Source organism: Limosilactobacillus ingluviei DSM 15946 (assembly GCF_001435775.1).
GTDB classification, from domain to species: Bacteria; Bacillota; Bacilli; order Lactobacillales; family Lactobacillaceae; genus Limosilactobacillus; species Limosilactobacillus ingluviei.
This window is the reverse complement of sequence record NZ_AZFK01000052.1, coordinates 23311-38212: the sequence shown is the minus strand read 5'-3', so window position 1 is coordinate 38212 and position 14902 is coordinate 23311. Positions and strand designations below refer to the sequence as shown.

The window sequence follows — 14902 nt, the reverse complement described above, 5'->3', positions numbered from 1 at the left end:
GCAGTTGCGCTGGCAACTGCTTTTTTTCATTGTCAATGCCACAAGCGGCGCAGGACTTCAATGATCCCCACCGAGCCGGCCCCACCCAAGACGGACCACGTCCAATTCGCTTTCAATGCTGTCGCAACGGTTGGCGAAGGACTGGTTTGGGGCACCGTTGGCCGCGCTCGGTGCGTTGGTGGCGCGGCCGAATCCGCCGGTGGGGTGGCCCGGTCGTATTGGGTCAGTTGGTAGGTATCAATCAACTGGTTGAGTTTCCGATCATAATTGGGATCGGTCGCATAGGTTCCCCGCAAGGCCTGGGTGGCTTGCCGATACGTGGTGGCCACGTGCCGGTGTACCCCCGCATAGGTCGGTTGCGCCAGAACCTGCGCGTAATCGGCTAACGCGGCTTGTTCATCCGGGTAGTGGCGAAAGGTCCCCAGCACCGTCACATCCTGACCGTTTAAGTGCTCGACCGTGGGCAGCGTCACCCCTTGGGCGCGGTACTGGCCCTTGATGCCGAAGTAATTGTGATGGTTGACCGCCAGATCACTGGTCCCAAAGTTGCTTTCCAGGGCGGCTTGGGCCAACAAAACGGACGGGTATAAATCGTGGGCCTGCCCAATCGCCTGGGCCGCCGGGACCAATTGTTCAATGAAGGCCCGTTGGTGCGGCGTCAGCGGCCGGGCCGGGTAGGTCTGTTGATCGACCGCTCCCGTTGGCGCCGGCGGGGCTGCCGTCGGCGGGACCTCCGCTGGGGCCCCCGGCTGCGGCGCTGATGACGGGGCCGGCTGCGGCGCCGTTGCCGCTGGCTTTTCCGTTGCGGGTGCCGGTTGGTGGGTGCAAGCCAGGTCAAACCCGGCTTGGTACCCCGCCGGCTGGACGGGATCCTGCCACTCCGTTGGCCGCTGCCAAGTCCCTTGACACCCGTCGGCGACCCCCTGGGCAAAGGCGGTTTGGTACTGGGCTTGGTATTCCGTCAACCAATGCTGATAAGTTTGCTGACTGTCTGGTGCCAGGGCGGCCAATTCGGCGGTCGTCAGTGGTTGGCGAGTCTTTAAGACCACTGCGCTGGCCAGTTGTTGGCACGCGGCGGGCGGCAGCTGATTTGCCGCCTGGCCCAGTGGACTGAACGTGAGCGTCGTAATTGCAATTGCCGTTGTTAAAGTTGTTTTTAAGTGCATCATGAAATTCCCCCTTTACTTTTATATACGTCATGAAAGCGTAAAATTATTTTCAAAACGCAAAAAAGTCAAAAAAAATTGCTGCCCCGCCGGAGCAACAATTTTTTAAGAGGTTAAATTTGATTAATACACAATCACGGGTTCCTTATTGGACAAGGCTTTAAAGGCCACCCCCGCATCAGCCGGGTGCATATTGACACAGCCATTGGAACCATCAGTTAAGTAAGCAGTCTTGGACCAGTTCTTCCGCCAGCTGGCATCGTGGAACCCACACCCGCTCAAGGTAAACGGCGTCCAGTACGTTACCGGTGACGCGTACGGCTTGCCGTCATCGCCAGTCCCGCGTAAGGTCGTATGCATTTGTTGATACATCACGTACCAGACTCCCTTGGGGGTATCATCACCACTACTGTGCTTCCCGGTCACCACGTCGGCTGAAGCGACCAACTTACCATCCCGGTAGAACCAAGCGTGTTGGTCAGCGATCGAAACTTCGGCGTAGGTATCCCCTAAGCCGTCGTTTTTAGTCACTCCATAGCCCAACCCGCGCGTATCATAGCCTTGCCCGTAAATGTCGGCCTTGGCATCGACTTGGGTCCGCCCAGTCACGATCGCCTGCCCAATCGTGGTGGCCGCCCGGCTGGCCATGATTTTCCAGCCGTAATCCCCATCCGCCGTGGTCGTAATCGTATTGCCCGCGTGGGTGGTAAACTTGAACTTCTTGCCCAAAGTAGCGTACTTGGCGTTCAACTGCTTGATCACCGCCGCCTCTTTGACGGGGGTAAAGTGGTACTTGCCGGCTTGATAAGTCGCCTTATCAATCACCTGGCTGGCTTTAACCTTCACCGGGTGCCCCGCGACTTGGTAAGTCACTTGCCCATTGTTAAGCTTCTTTAACGCGGCCACCGCTTTTTTCACCGTCGGACTGTCCGCTTCTAAGGGTTGTTGGACCTTAGCCGTCAGCTTGATCGTCGGTTCATTCTGGTGGCGAAGCAGAGCCGCCATGACTTTGGCTTCATCATACGCTGTCCCGTGCTTGGCGGGGGTTACCGTCACCCGGTTCGCGTGCCACACCGCCTTGGCATCCACTGGCAGGCGCTTGTTGCCATTTAACTGTCCTAACTGGTGGTGCAAAGTCGCCTTCATATCCGCCCGCAAGGCCGCTTGATCCATTTGCAAGGGCAAGGTGTAGGCGTGCGGTTGCCGACTCGGGAACCAGGTCGCTTGCTTTTGCAACTGCCGGGCAACGGTTTGCTTAGCATCCTTGGCAAAGACCGGTTGTTGGTCGTGCCCGTCAAAGACCAGCTTACCGTTTAAATAGACCCGGTTGGTCAGCTTGGTCTGACTCACCTTTTCGTAAGCCTGGGCCGCCGTTAAGCCGCCCACGTTGATCCCATTAATCGTCACGTGGCGGTTAAAATGAGTCTGGAAATAGTGCCGGCTGCCCAGGGATACCCCCAGCAAGGCCACGGCAGCGATCCCCACACTGATCAAAAGCTTTTTGCGCTGCATAATGTCTTCCCCACTTTCCGCATTCTTTAACCCTTATTTTACCATTTGATTGCAAAATTGTAACCTTTGTTTAACATTACGCAAAGACTAATTAAAGCCATACCATTTTTGCGCCAGCTGGTAACCTTGCACGGCCACGCGCCGGCCGATTTTACCGGGTAAATTCACTCCCAGGCCAAGCCAATGGTGGCGAAGCAAATTGTGCAAAGCTGGATCAAACTGGGCCAGATCATGCCAGAGGGCCTGCTTTTTCGCCAGGGCCGCCGGGCGACCATCTTTGAGCAAAAGGACCGACGAAATCGTGGTAATAATTTCTAAGTAATGGGCCATGTACTTGCCCAAGCCACTGTCCAGGCTGGTCACCTGGGTGTAGTAGCGAATCATCAGCCGGTTGACCAAGAGTTGCTGGTCGATTCGTTTGAGCATCACCGCTTCATTGACCGACTGATCGGCGCGGCCAATGAAGTAATGGTAGAGATCCACGTCGAGGTAGTAGAGCCGTTTGACAAAGGGCAAGGGTTGAAAGACGTAGAGGTTGTCGACGTAAAAGGTATGGCGCGGCAAAGCCAGGTGGGCCTCATTCACCAGCATTGCTGTCCGGTAAATGACCGCGTGCATCAGCAAGTATTCCCCAAGCGGCAAGTGGACGGCTTCCCAGGAAAAGACCTGGTGGGTGGGCAAGTGCGGATAGCGAACCGTCTTTTTCCGTGGCGCATTAACCTTATCGTAAGTATAATTGCTGACCAGCATATCAATTTGCTCGCCTTGCTCCCGGAGCTCTTGCAAAAAGGCCAACACCCGCAAGAGGGCGGCCTGGTCCAGCCAATCATCGGCATCAACCACCTTCAAGTAGTCACCACCGGCCGCTTGAATTCCCGCCATGATCGCAGCCCCGTGCCCCCCGTTGGCTTGGTGGAGCGCCCGGATCAAAGTCGGGTGGGCGGCCGCGGATTGGTCAATCATGGCCCCAGTCTGATCGGTGGAGCCGTCATCAACCAGAATTACTTCCAGGCCTCGCTCAACCGCCAACAAAGGGGCCAAGCACCGTGCCAAGTAAGGCTGGGCGTTGTAACAAGGGACAATAATTGAGAGGAGTGGCTTTAACAAAGAATCTTCCTTTCTGGGGCCGCTAATCGTAAGAAAACCGCCCAGCCCCATGGTTGGACGGTTTTTCGACACGCGTCAATTTAAATTTCTGGGTAGGTAGCTTGCTTAAAGGTCACCGGCTGGTTGTCCTCATCGGTCTTGACCACGACCACATCACATGGTGCTTGGCGCACGATGTAAGCCGAGGTCGAACCAACGATCATCCGGCCGATCGTATTGAGCCCCGTGGCCCCGACCAAAATCAGGTCAATGTCTTCATCCTTCGGATAGGTATCCGTCAAGATCACCTTGGCGTTGCCCACCACCACGGAAGTTTTTACGTCTTGGACGCCGGCCTCTTGGGCTTGGGTCGTCAAGTCAGCCAACAGGTGCTTCATCTTATCAACTACTTTGTCGTACAAGCCCTTATCGGAAATTCCAAAGGTCGTAATCGCACTTGGGTAAGGTTCTCCATTAACCACGCTTAACAGGTGCAAGCGGGCCCCATTGCGTTGGGCAATTGCGACCGCCTTTTTAAAGGCCAACAGTGATTGCTTGGACCCATCGATCCCGACTAAAATATTTTGATATTCAGCCATTTTTCCCACCTCCAGCAAAATTGTCTACTTTACCCTTTTATTTTAACACTTTTTGCCTACTTGGTTACTAAATCATTAATCGCTTCCATGTAAATTGCCATTGACTTCAGCAGGTCGGCAACCGGTTGGTATTCATTGGCCTGGTGCATGGTGTTCGGCGTGCTTGGCATCAAGGCCCCAAAGGCCACCCCGCGGGCCATCAAGCGGCCATAGGTCCCCCCGCCGACCACTTCTGGCTTAGCGTCAGTTTCGCCCGTTTGGTCAATGTATGCCTTCATCAGGGTTTGGACCAGCGGATCATCAGCGGGAACGTAGTGTGGCACTTCAAATTTTTCATAGTGGACCGTCATCCCGTGATCCTTAGCCACGGCCGCGACTTTGGCTTGCAGGCCGTCCGGCGTGACGCCCTTCGGGTAGCGGAAGTTCATGTCAATTTGGCCCCCCTGAGCGGCATCAAAACTTAACAAGCCGACGTTGACCGTCAAGTCCCCCATCACCGGATCGGTGTAGGCACCCATGAAGTTGTGGAACCGGGTATCTAAGTGCAAGTAGTTGGCTACCAGGTCAACAAACTGCTTGGCCTGCCCACCCAAGTGCAATTGTTGCAAGAAGGTCGCCAGGTAAGTGGCCGCATTGATCCCCTTTTCGGGTTCCATCCCGTGGGCCGCTTTCCCAATCACTTGCAGGTGCAACCCATCGGCTTCCAGCACGCATTCCCCTTCCACTGGGTTGGCATCCAAAAAGGCGGTAAAGGCCGTAGCAACCGCTTCATTATCACCGACTTCGACGATCGCATCCGCTTCGCGCGGTACCATGTTAAAGCGCAAACCGGCCTTAAAGGAGCGCAACAAGTCGTCGCCGGTATTACCCCCTGGGTAGTCCAAAAGCAGGGACACTTGCCCCTTTTCCCCGTTGATCACCGGGAATTCCGCGTCGGGTGAAAAGCCGTAGGTTGGTTCGGGTTCGACTTCAAAGTAGCGCTTCATCCCCGTCCAATTGCTTTCTTCATCGGTCCCGACAATAAAGCGGACCTTCTTGTTGGGCACAACGCCCATGTCCTTTAAGGTCTTCATGGCGTAGTAAGCCGCCATCCCAGGGCCCTTGTCATCCGAAGCCCCCCGCCCAATCAGGTTGCCATCCTTGATGATCGGATCAAAGGGATCACTGTCCCAACCGTTGCCCGCCGGCATCACGTCTAAGTGGGCCAGGATCGCCAGGGTTTCATCGCCTTCCCCCCATTCGGCATAGCCGACCAGGTTATCGATATTCTTGGTCTTAAAGCCATCTTGCTCCGCCATTTCCAAAAAGGCGCTCAGGGCTTGAGCCGGGGCTGGGCCCAGCGGGTATTTTTCACTGGCCTGGGTGTCGTCGCGGACACTCGGAATCTTGATCAGGGCGATCAAGTCGTTTAAATAGTTTTCTTTTTGTTCCGTTGCTTTTTGCAGCCAATCCGTCATTTTTTCTGCCTCCATAAACTGTTTGCTTATATTTAATGATACCATATAGGCAAAGTTATTTTAATTTTTAATGGTTTTTCGTGCGCAAGCGGTGACCCTGCTTGCTGCACACGACGTTGGAAAGGATGCGATAAGATGCCACTGCCGTTTGCTGCCGTTGCCTTTGATATGGATGGGACCTTTTTGCGCGACGATAAAAGTTTTGACCGCCCCCGCTTTGCACGGATTTTAGAAGCGCTCTTGGCCCAAGGGTGTCACGTGATCGTAGCCAGTGGGGACCCCGCCCAATTTCTGTTGCCCCACTTTGGCGACCAGTGTGAAGCTTTGACCGTGATCGCCGAAAACGGCGCCCAAGTGATTGACCAGGGGCACGAACTGATGACGACCACCTTGGAGCGGACCTTGGCCGCTCAGGTCGTGGCCTTTTTGCATGATGAATTACAAATTGAACCGACCTTGGCCGGGGTCAAGCAAGGCTACTTTCCACCCCACCCCTCAGCCGCCCTCTTGGCGCACATGACCCGCTACTACCCCCAGCACACGATTTTAGACCAACTCCTGCCCCTGCCGGACGATGACTTTTTTCAACTGTCCTTTTTAATAGCCGATCAAGACGTCGCCAACGTCAAGGCCCAATTGGATGCCCGCTTTGCCGGCCAGCTGACCGTCACCCCCAGTGGCAATGGCTCGATGGACCTGACCATCCCCGGCATCAACAAGGGCTGGGCCCTAAGCAAGGTCTTGGCCCGCTGGCAGTTAAGTGGTGATGACCTGATCGCCTTTGGGGACGGGGGCAACGACGAAAGTATGCTTAAACTGGCCCGCTATTCCTACGCGATGCCCAACGGCCGCCCGGAAATCAAGCGGTTGGCCCGCTTTAGCGTCCCGGTCGATAACAATCACGATGGCGTCTTAGTCGTTTTAGACCAATACTTACAGGAATACCAATAGAAAGAAGCGTTGCACATGCAAGAATTAGATGAAAAAATTTTGCGCCAGGTAATCAAACCCCGCCCCCAGGAAAGCTTTAAGGGGACCTTTGGGAAAGTCTTGCTCGTCGGGGGCAACCACCAGTACGGCGGCGCGATCATTATGGCCGCTACCGCCGCGGTTTACGCCGGGGCCGGCCTGGTCACCGTGGCCTGTGACCCACTGAATGTCACCGCCCTGCACACCCAGCTGCCCGAAGCGATGGTGATTGATTTTCACGATCAAGCGGCGCTCACAAATCTCGTCGCCCAGGTTGACACGGTCGTGATTGGCCCCGGGCTGGGGACGGAAGCGGCCAGCCTGGCGGTCTTGCAAACCGTTTTTGCCCAGACCAAGGCCGCCCAAACGGTGGTGATTGACGGCTCGGCCATTACCTTATTGGCTGAGCACCGCCTGCCGCTGCCAGCGGGCCAGCTGATCTTTACGCCCCACCAGATGGAATGGCAACGACTCAGTGGGCTGGCCATTGCCGACCAAACCCCAGCGGCCAACCAAGCCGCTCAGGCCAAGCTCGGCGGGATGGTCCTGGTCAAAAAACACCACACCGAAATCTACGCTTCCACCGGCAGTTGGCGCTTGCCAATCGGCTCGGCGGCCCAAGCCGTCGGCGGGATGGGGGACACCCTGGCTGGGATGATCGGGGGCTTTTGCGCCCAGTTCCGCACCGACGTCACCCAAGCGGCGTTGGCAGCGACCTACGCCCATAGCGCGATCGCCGATCAACTGGCGGAAAATCAATACGTCGTCTTACCCCACCAGATCAGCCACGCCCTGCCGGCCTTTATGAAGAAGGTCGCCCAAAGCGGGCCGGATCACCAAATTGGCTTTATGAACTAACACAAACCCCCGTTGGGTGCCAAGCGCTCAGCGGGGGTTTCTTTATGCAGATTGTTTTAACCAGGTGATTACGGCGGCTAAAAATTCGGTAGGGTGCTCCAAGTGCACACAGTGGCCCCCCGGCAGGACCTGGTAGTCCAACTGCGGGGCCTGGGCCTGCATCGCCAAGTTAAGGCGTTGAAACTTAGCGTCCTGTTCGCCCACAAGCAACAGCCCCGGTGGCAATTGGGCCAATTGGGGCCAGTAGTTGGGCTGCTGGCCGGTCCCCATCATCATCAGGCTCATCGCCAAGCCAAAAGGTTGCTGGCTGAGTCGCTCGGCCCGTACCCGCGCTTGGACCGCCGCCGGCAGGGCCCGCTGGCTGGCAAAGAGCGGGAGTTTTTCCCAGTCATTCACAAATTCGACTAAGGGGGCCGTCAAGAGCTTCGCTGCCAGGGCGTTGTCCTGCTGCTGCCGTGCCAGTCGCTGGGTCGGATCAGCCAACCCCGGCCGCCCGCTTTCCAAAATTACGCTGACCACGTGGGGATCAGCTAAGGCCCAGGCCAAGGCCACCCGCGCCCCCATCGAATAGCCCAAGAGGTGGTAGGCCAGGATTTGTTTGGCCGCCAGCAGGGCCTGCAGCTCGGCCACCACCTGGGCCATCCGGTAACGGGTCGGGTGGACAAAGACCGGCGAGCGCCCGTGCCCAATTAAATCGACCGCTAAGACGTTGACCGTTGCGGGCCACGCCAGGGACTGCCAAGTCGCCCCGGTCCCGGTAAAACCGTGCAGACAAACCAAGGTCGGCTGCTCCGGCTGATACGGGGTCAGCCACTTGGCGAAATAAGCCGCCTCAGTCATGAGCGGTCACCGCCGTTTGGTAGGCTGCCACCAGGGCTTCCCAAGTCGTCACCGGTCCCGTCGGCGCATCCGTCACTTCAATCAGGTGTTGACCGGGCTGATTCAAGCAGGCTTGCAAGGCGGCCGGCGTCTGCGGGTGGTGGTAAGTAAAGTCGTATAAAGCCGCCACCCGGGCAAAATCGAGGTCCTGGGGCGTCTGGAACAGAGCGGTAAAGTCAGCTGCCGGTAGGTGCCGCTGGGCTAAGAAATTAAAGATCCCCCCGCCGTTGTTGTTCAAGAGGACGATCGTGACCGGTAGTTGATACCGGCGCAGCATCGCCAACCCATTCATGTCGTGAAAGAGGGCCAAGTCGCCGATCAATAGGGTCACGGGGCGCTGGCGGCCAGCCGCCAGGCCAGCGACCGTCGAGACCAAGCCGTCGATCCCGTTGACGCCGCGGTTGCCAAAGATGCGGACATTGGCTGTTTGTGTCAATGCCAGCCGATCAACCAGTCGAATGGCATTGCTATTAGCAACAAACAAATCCTGATCGTGCAACCAAGCAGGTAACCCCTGGGCAACAGTGGAGTGATTCAGTCCTTGATCAGCCACACTGGCCACCAATTGGGCCGCTTGCTTTTGGCACGCTTGCCATTGGATCAACCAGTCTGGTGCCGGAGCGGTCAGATTTAAATTGGCCACGGCAGCGACAAATTCGGTCACCGTTTGGTCCAGCACCCAGGTGGCCTGGTGCAATTGGTCCTGGTATTTGGCCCCATTTTCGACCAAGATCGTCGGCAGCGGGTGGGCCCGCAGCCACTGCATCACCGGCTTGGTAACCGGCAGGCGGCCAAAGCGCAAGATTACTTCTGGCATCGGCAGGGCGGCTTGAAAGAGCAAGTCGGCCTGACCGAGATAATTTGGGGTCGCAGTGGCCGCCAAATTGGTCAGCGGATCGCCGACCACCGGCCAGCCCAACGTTTCCGCCAAGTGCGCCAACTGGGTCGCTTCGGCTGGCGTCCGTTCTTCGCCGACGATGATCAGCCCCCGTTGTTGCAACACGGCGCGCAGCGGAGTCAGGTCGACGTGATGGGTAACCGGCAAAACCTGGCTACTTGGCCCGCTCGGCGATGGCAGGGCCGCGCTGGGCAAGAGGGGTTCGCGCAGGGGAAGATTCAAGTGGACGGGGCCCCGGGGCCGGGTCAAGGCCAGGCTGGTCAGCTTGAAGGCTTGCCAGTGGGCATAATTGAGCAGCGCCGGCGTTGCTTCCGGCAGGGCCAAATCAACCATTGCTTTGACGTGGTCCCCGTATAAAGCGTGTTGATCCATCGCCTGGGGGGCACCGACCCCTTGCAATTCAGCCGGGCGGTCCGTGGTCATCACCACTAAGGGCAAATTGGTTGCCTCGGCCTCGCAAATCGCCGGCAGGTAGTTGGCCGCCGCACTGCCTGAGGTGCAGACCAAGCCAACCGCAGCCCCCGTGGCCTTGCTTAAGCCCAGAGCAAAAAAGGCCGCGGACCGTTCATCGACGTCCAAGTAGGTCTGAAAGGCCGGGTGGCGGTGCAACATTAAGGCCAGCGGGGTCGAACGGGAACCGGGGCTGATGACCACCTGCCGGACGCCGGCCTCACTGAGTCCCCGTAAAAAAGCGGCTAAATACTGAGTTAATTGCGCTTGATGGTCCATGAATCACTGATCCCCCTTAACATTGGTTGAAATTTCAAACGGGTCTCGGCCCGCTCCGTGGCGGCGTGCGACGCGGCGACGATTCCGCACCCTGCATACAGACGGCCGGCCTGGGCGCTAAAGACCCCAGACCGCAGACCAACGACAAACTCGCCTTCGTCTGCGCCGAGGCTGAGCCAGCCGACCGGCGCGCCGTAGAGCCCGCGCCCGGCTTCATGCTCGCGCAGCCAGGCCAAGGCAGCCGCCCGGGGCTCCCCACCTAAGGCCGGGGTCGGGTGCAGGGCAGCGACGACGTCCAGCAAGTAGCTGCCGGCTTGCCGGGGCCCCGCCAAGGGGTGGTAAATGTGTTGAATATCCCGGTTCTTTAAGAGTTGGCGCGCCCCGATTGTCACGGCAGTTGTATACGGCGCCAGCAATTTCGCAATCCGTTGCACGACAATCTGGTGCTCAACTTGATTTTTCGGGTCGGCCAACAGGGCGGCGCCCAACTGCTGATCCGCCGCTGGCGTCGCCCCCCGCGGCGCTGAGCCGGCCACGCTGGCGGTCAAATACTCAGTCGCCGTCGCTTTCACCAGGCGTTCCGGCGTCGCTCCGATAAAGGCCCGCTGCGGGCTTTCCACCAAGAAACGGTAGGTATTGACCTGCTGGGCGGCCAGCCGGTGCAAGATGGCGACCGGATCAAAGTGCGCTCCAGTGGTAACGGCCAGTTGCCGGGCCAAGACAACCTTGCGCAACTGCCCCGCCTGGATCGCCGCCACGCTGCGGTCGACCAGCTGCATCCAGTCAGCGACCGCAAGCTCCGTACCGGTCACCGCTGGCGTGGCCGCCGGCGTCGGCGGGTCAGCTACCAGCAGGGCACTGACTTGATCCGCTAATTCCTGCAGGTCCGCCGCCAAGTGGGCACTGACCGGGGCCAGGAGGGTCACCGTCTTGCCCGCCGGGGTTTGCTTAAACAGCAGCTGGGGCAAGATCACATAGCCGGTCGCCAAATCAGCCCAAAATTCAGCCGGCTGGCCGGCTAAATCAAAGGGTAGCCCGCCCATGAGGCAAGGCGCCACCCCACCCCCGGGCGTCAGATCAACCCACTGAACCTGGAGTTCCTGTTGAATTTGGCGCAAGCGCGCCGGAGTTAGCTCTCGCCAAACCCGCAGCGGCTTAGCGCCAAACAGGGTCAGCGATTGGTCGGCCGCCGCAAAGACCGCCCGACCCCCGACATAGGCGGCACTGCACGCCACCAAGTCTCCCAAAGACCCGGCCGGCAGCGAGATGGTATAAGCCGCGTAGGCAAAGCTTGCGGCACGCTTTAATGCCGCTGGTGTTAAGCTTATTTTCACGTTGTTCACCCCTTCGTAAAATCACGGCTCCCATTATAGCACTGGTCCCCCTAGGCAACCAAAAAAGGCGCTGCCCCCCTCACCTGAGGAATGTGAGCACGGCATAACTGACCGGATTTAAACCACAATCGAGACCTTCTATACTTAGGGAAAACTTAACTATAGGAGGTCTTTATTTATGATTCATGATGTTGTAGAGGTGGGCACGCCAACGACCAAGGCAGTTGCGCCGATTTTCAACAAGCGTCATCCGGCAAAAACGTTAGCCACCTCGGTTACCTTAAATAAACTACGAGTAAACCTCTATCAAGGTGCTGATCCTGACTTAGCTGCCAAATTACTAACTGTGATGATGAATCATGTTGATTAACTGGGCCGCGCCGCGGCATGTCTATATCGTTTGCGGGAAAACTGACTTGCGGAAAGGAATTGATGGCTTAGTTCTAATAGTTGAAGAAAATTATGGTCTTCAATTAGACAATGATTCACTTTTTCTCTTTTGCGGTAGTCGTACTGATCGCTTTAAGGGCTTATATTGGGATGGGGAAGGATTCGTCTTACTGTATAAGCGGTTTGAAAATGGTAATTTGCGTTGGCCACGGTATCGTAACGATGCCGTTAACTTAACACCACGTCAAATCAAACAATTATTACAAGGTATCGCTCCGTTGCCTGTTAAACATATCAAACCAGCAATTAAAGGAACAATTTATTAGTCAAAAAGGATGTTCACGGGCCTCTATTTCTGATATGCTTACAAAAATCAGAAAAGGAGGTGATGAACCATGGCTAAGCATAAGAAAGTCCGTGAACCGCAAAGCTTAGAAGAGGCTTTAGTGATTATACATAAACAAGAAGCCATAATTGCAAAGCAAGCTGCTAAGTTCGAAGAACTGGAAACCAAGGTCTTGGAGCTATCAGAAACGATTAAGCTCTTTGGCGTTCGGACCTACGGAAAAAAAGTGAAATTTTGACGCCAGGTCAAACTTCGCTTTTTGAGGATTCAGTGAAGGAAGAAGAAAACAGCACTGATCCGAATGTTTCAACTGAACCGGCAGTTGAAGAGTACGTGGTTCGTCGCCGCAAAAAGAAGCGAGGTGTCCGGCAAGCCAATTTGGATGCCTTACCACAAGTGGACAAGGTCTATGAACTTAAAGGTAAAAAGCGTTTTTGTGATGCTTGTGGAGAAGAATTGAAAATTATTGGTAAGCATCTCGCTCATCGTAAAATTAAGTGTAAACCAATGGAGTTTTACTGCGAAAACTTCTATGTGCAAGTTGTTAAAAGTGAACGAAGCAAGTGTTACTTTTGGGCTACAAGTAGTGCGAAAGAGTTTAATCAACATAATATCGCCTACTTTTTCTACGCCGCCTCCCGTGGTGGCGAGGTAATCCCTCAAATCATTGGCCCGGATTATCGAGGCTGTTTGATGTGTGATGGACATAGCGCCTATCAACAAGAGCGACTGCCAAACGGGACGCTCGAAGCTTGTTTGATTCACATTACCCGGAAGTTCAAAGAAATCGTCAAAATTGGCAAGGGAGCGAAGATTCTTCAACATTCCAAAGCCGCCGAAGCGGCAACCAAGTTAGGCGAGATCTTTCATACCGAGCATGACTTAAGTTATACCACCAGAGAAGAAAAAGCAGCGAAGCGGCGCTTACGTCTTAAACCACTGTTGGACGAATTTTACCGATTTATTGGTGAGATTAAGCACCCAATTGGTAAACTGTGGGTGGCAATTAACTATGCCTTGAATCAGAAGGAGCGAGTCTATCAGATTTTTGAACATGGCGAGCTGCCATTAGACAACAATCATGATTAACAACTGATTCGGCCAACAACCATCGGACGCAAAAATTACTTATTTGCGAAAACCGAAGCTGGGGCTGAAGCGAACGCCATTTGGTATACCTTCATTCAAACGGCTAAATTAAATCAGCTCAAGGTACGTGAGTACTTAGAACATCTCCTATCAGCCTTCACATGGACTGAAAGTCCAGTCTGGGAGGCTTATTTACCGTGGGATCCAGAAATTCAACGTAAATTTGGAACTCAATAGACGCAAATAGCGCTCAGAAGTTGTCCTTCCTTCAAGGATAATTCTGAGCGCTATTCTGCTAAATACGGTTTATTATGCCGTGTTTACGAAACAAGTTTGATAATTCGTTTTATTATCCAACTAAACTGTCTGTTTGACGCTAAAAACACAAAAAAACGGTTTTGCACCTCATCTTGGAGGCACAAAACCGTTTGGTAGTTGGTTTGGTCTATTCTAAAAAGTCTTTCAATTGTTTGGACCGCGAAGGGTGCCGTAATTTTCGCAACGCTTTCGCTTCGATTTGCCGAATCCGTTCCCGGGTCACGCCAAAGACCTTACCGACTTCTTCCAAGGTCCGCGTCCGCCCGTCATCCAGGCCAAAGCGGAGCCGCAAGACGTTTTCTTCCCGGTCGGTCAGAGTGTCCAAGACATTTTCGAGTTGCTTTTTCATCATCTCGTAAGCCGCGTGGTCCGCCGGGCTGGTGGCATCGTGGTCTTCGATAAAGTCGCCCAAGTGGGAGTCGTCTTCTTCCCCAATTGGCGTTTCTAAGGAAACTGGTTCTTGAGCGATCTTCAAGATGTCACGGACCTTCTTGGTTGGCATATCCATTTCCGCCCCAATTTCTTCCGGCAGCGGCTCACGGCCGAGGTCTTGGAGGAGTTGGCGTTGGATCCGGATCAGCTTGTTGATCGTTTCAACCATGTGGACCGGAATCCGAATCGTCCGGGCCTGATCGGCAATTGCCCGCGTAATCGCCTGGCGAATCCACCAGGTTGCGTAAGTAGAGAACTTGAACCCTTTGCGGTAGTCGAACTTTTCGACTGCCTTCATTAGACCCATGTTCCCTTCTTGAATCAGATCGAGGAATTGCATCCCCCGCCCAACGTAGCGCTTGGCGATCGAAACCACCAGCCGCAGGTTGGCTTCGGCCAGTTCCTGCTTGGCGACTTCATCGCCCTTTTCGATCCGCAGGGCCAAGGCGACTTCTTCGTCGGCCGTCAGCAGGTTGACCCGACCGATTTCCTTTAAGTACATCCGGACCGGGTCGTTGATCTTAACCCCGGTGGGCGCCGAGGTATCCTTGACCGCCTTATCGGACAGCTTTTCGGTCGCCCGCAAGGCCCGTGGGTCCGGGTCACCGTTTTCGTCGACGACGCTGATCCCGGCATCTTCGACGTTTTGCATCAAATTGTCCATCCCTTCTGCGTTCAGCCCAAACGGAGTTGCAATTTGATCAGTTAATTCGTTGTATTCGATTTCCTTTTGTTGCTTGTAGGTCCGAATCAACTTACCGACGGCCTTGTCGTAAGCCGCTTGATCAAAGTTTTCCAAGTTTGAAATTACCAGGTCTTTTTTTGCATTCTTTGCCATTA

15 protein-coding genes are annotated in these 14902 nt (G+C 55.4%); 6 read left to right on the top strand and 9 right to left on the bottom strand.

Annotation, left to right across the window (positions count from 1 at the left end; all coding sequences use genetic code 11):
• Positions 1 to 32 precede the first annotated feature (32 nt).
• From FC43_RS06845 to pepV, 5 genes are all read right to left on the bottom strand, one after another.
• Positions 33 to 1169: a glycoside hydrolase family 73 protein gene (locus FC43_RS06845; RefSeq protein WP_056955128.1), complete on the bottom strand. Its 1137-nt coding sequence runs from the start codon at positions 1167 to 1169 to the stop codon at positions 33 to 35.
• A 120-nt stretch (positions 1170 to 1289) separates the two neighbouring features.
• Positions 1290 to 2678 (bottom strand): L,D-transpeptidase family protein, encoded by a 1389-nt coding sequence (locus FC43_RS06840; RefSeq protein WP_056955127.1) that lies wholly within the window; start codon positions 2676 to 2678, stop codon positions 1290 to 1292.
• A gap of 87 nt (positions 2679 to 2765) precedes the next feature.
• Entirely contained in the window at positions 2766 to 3785 is a 1020-nt protein-coding gene (locus FC43_RS06835) for a glycosyltransferase family 2 protein (protein ID WP_235807599.1), read from the bottom strand.
• A gap of 80 nt (positions 3786 to 3865) precedes the next feature.
• A complete protein-coding gene (locus tag FC43_RS06830; protein ID WP_056955125.1) occupies positions 3866 to 4363 on the bottom strand; it encodes a universal stress protein in 498 nt (165 codons plus the stop codon).
• 56 nt (positions 4364 to 4419) lie between these two features.
• Positions 4420 to 5820, bottom strand: coding sequence for a dipeptidase PepV (pepV, locus tag FC43_RS06825; RefSeq protein WP_056955123.1), 1401 nt, complete (start codon positions 5818 to 5820; stop codon positions 4420 to 4422).
• A 135-nt stretch (positions 5821 to 5955) separates the two neighbouring features.
• Between pepV and FC43_RS06820 the strand changes: the two genes are divergently transcribed.
• On the top strand, positions 5956 to 6771 hold the full coding sequence (locus FC43_RS06820; protein WP_056955121.1) for a Cof-type HAD-IIB family hydrolase: 816 nt from the start codon (positions 5956 to 5958) through the stop codon (positions 6769 to 6771).
• A gap of 15 nt (positions 6772 to 6786) precedes the next feature.
• Positions 6787 to 7647, top strand: coding sequence for an NAD(P)H-hydrate dehydratase (locus FC43_RS06815; protein ID WP_056955119.1), 861 nt, complete (start codon positions 6787 to 6789; stop codon positions 7645 to 7647).
• Positions 7648 to 7689: 42 nt separating this feature from the next.
• On the opposite strand, the gene menH is transcribed toward FC43_RS06815, so the two are convergent.
• Genes menH through FC43_RS06800 form a run of 3 tightly spaced genes read right to left on the bottom strand, consistent with a single transcriptional unit; the run spans position 7690 to position 11487 of the window.
• Positions 7690 to 8487, bottom strand: coding sequence for a 2-succinyl-6-hydroxy-2,4-cyclohexadiene-1-carboxylate synthase (gene menH, locus FC43_RS06810; protein ID WP_056955117.1), 798 nt, complete (start codon positions 8485 to 8487; stop codon positions 7690 to 7692).
• Positions 8480 to 10153 carry a 2-succinyl-5-enolpyruvyl-6-hydroxy-3-cyclohexene-1-carboxylic-acid synthase gene (gene menD / locus FC43_RS06805; RefSeq protein WP_056955115.1) on the bottom strand — a complete coding sequence of 558 codons (1674 nt, stop codon included), beginning with the start codon at positions 10151 to 10153 and terminating at the stop codon, positions 8480 to 8482. Before menD ends, menH begins: the two co-directional genes overlap by 8 nt.
• Complete coding sequence (locus FC43_RS06800) at positions 10132 to 11487, bottom strand: isochorismate synthase (RefSeq protein ID WP_056955113.1); 1356 nt, start codon at positions 11485 to 11487, stop codon at positions 10132 to 10134. Before FC43_RS06800 ends, menD begins: the two co-directional genes overlap by 22 nt.
• A 178-nt stretch (positions 11488 to 11665) precedes the next feature.
• Between FC43_RS06800 and FC43_RS06795 the strand changes: the two genes are divergently transcribed.
• The 4 genes from FC43_RS06795 to FC43_RS06780 all read left to right on the top strand — a co-directional run bounded on the left by FC43_RS06795 (position 11666) and on the right by FC43_RS06780 (position 13312).
• Positions 11666 to 11857 (top strand): hypothetical protein, encoded by a 192-nt coding sequence (locus FC43_RS06795; protein ID WP_056955110.1) that lies wholly within the window; start codon positions 11666 to 11668, stop codon positions 11855 to 11857.
• Entirely contained in the window at positions 11847 to 12203 is a 357-nt protein-coding gene (gene tnpB, locus FC43_RS06790) for an IS66 family insertion sequence element accessory protein TnpB (protein ID WP_056955108.1), read from the top strand. Before FC43_RS06795 ends, tnpB begins: the two co-directional genes overlap by 11 nt.
• 69 nt (positions 12204 to 12272) lie before the next feature.
• Positions 12273 to 12461: a hypothetical protein gene (locus FC43_RS06785; protein ID WP_019205751.1), complete on the top strand. Its 189-nt coding sequence runs from the start codon at positions 12273 to 12275 to the stop codon at positions 12459 to 12461.
• A 32-nt stretch (positions 12462 to 12493) separates the two neighbouring features.
• A complete protein-coding gene (locus tag FC43_RS06780; protein WP_056955107.1) occupies positions 12494 to 13312 on the top strand; it encodes an IS66 family transposase in 819 nt (272 codons plus the stop codon).
• A 445-nt stretch (positions 13313 to 13757) separates the two neighbouring features.
• Here FC43_RS06780 and rpoD read toward each other — a convergent pair whose 3' ends face one another.
• Entirely contained in the window at positions 13758 to 14900 is a 1143-nt protein-coding gene (gene rpoD, locus FC43_RS06775; protein WP_019205753.1) for an RNA polymerase sigma factor RpoD, read from the bottom strand.
• Between the last annotated feature and the right edge of the window lie 2 nt (positions 14901 to 14902).

Coding starts and splice junctions, on each gene's coding strand:
- FC43_RS06845 (WP_056955128.1), bottom strand. CDS start 1,169: ATGATGCACTTAAAAACAACTTTAACAACGGCAATTGCAATTACGACG.
- pepV (WP_056955123.1), bottom strand. CDS start 5,820: ATGACGGATTGGCTGCAAAAAGCAACGGAACAAAAAGAAAACTATTTA.
- rpoD (WP_019205753.1), bottom strand. CDS start 14,900: ATGGCAAAGAATGCAAAAAAAGACCTGGTAATTTCAAACTTGGAAAAC.
- FC43_RS06795 (WP_056955110.1), top strand. CDS start 11,666: ATGATTCATGATGTTGTAGAGGTGGGCACGCCAACGACCAAGGCAGTT.
- menD (WP_056955115.1), bottom strand. CDS start 10,153: ATGGACCATCAAGCGCAATTAACTCAGTATTTAGCCGCTTTTTTACGG.
- FC43_RS06830 (WP_056955125.1), bottom strand. CDS start 4,363: ATGGCTGAATATCAAAATATTTTAGTCGGGATCGATGGGTCCAAGCAA.
- tnpB (WP_056955108.1), top strand. CDS start 11,847: ATGTTGATTAACTGGGCCGCGCCGCGGCATGTCTATATCGTTTGCGGG.
- FC43_RS06820 (WP_056955121.1), top strand. CDS start 5,956: ATGCCACTGCCGTTTGCTGCCGTTGCCTTTGATATGGATGGGACCTTT.
- FC43_RS06785 (WP_019205751.1), top strand. CDS start 12,273: ATGGCTAAGCATAAGAAAGTCCGTGAACCGCAAAGCTTAGAAGAGGCT.
- FC43_RS06840 (WP_056955127.1), bottom strand. CDS start 2,678: ATGCAGCGCAAAAAGCTTTTGATCAGTGTGGGGATCGCTGCCGTGGCC.
- FC43_RS06815 (WP_056955119.1), top strand. CDS start 6,787: ATGCAAGAATTAGATGAAAAAATTTTGCGCCAGGTAATCAAACCCCGC.
- menH (WP_056955117.1), bottom strand. CDS start 8,487: ATGACTGAGGCGGCTTATTTCGCCAAGTGGCTGACCCCGTATCAGCCG.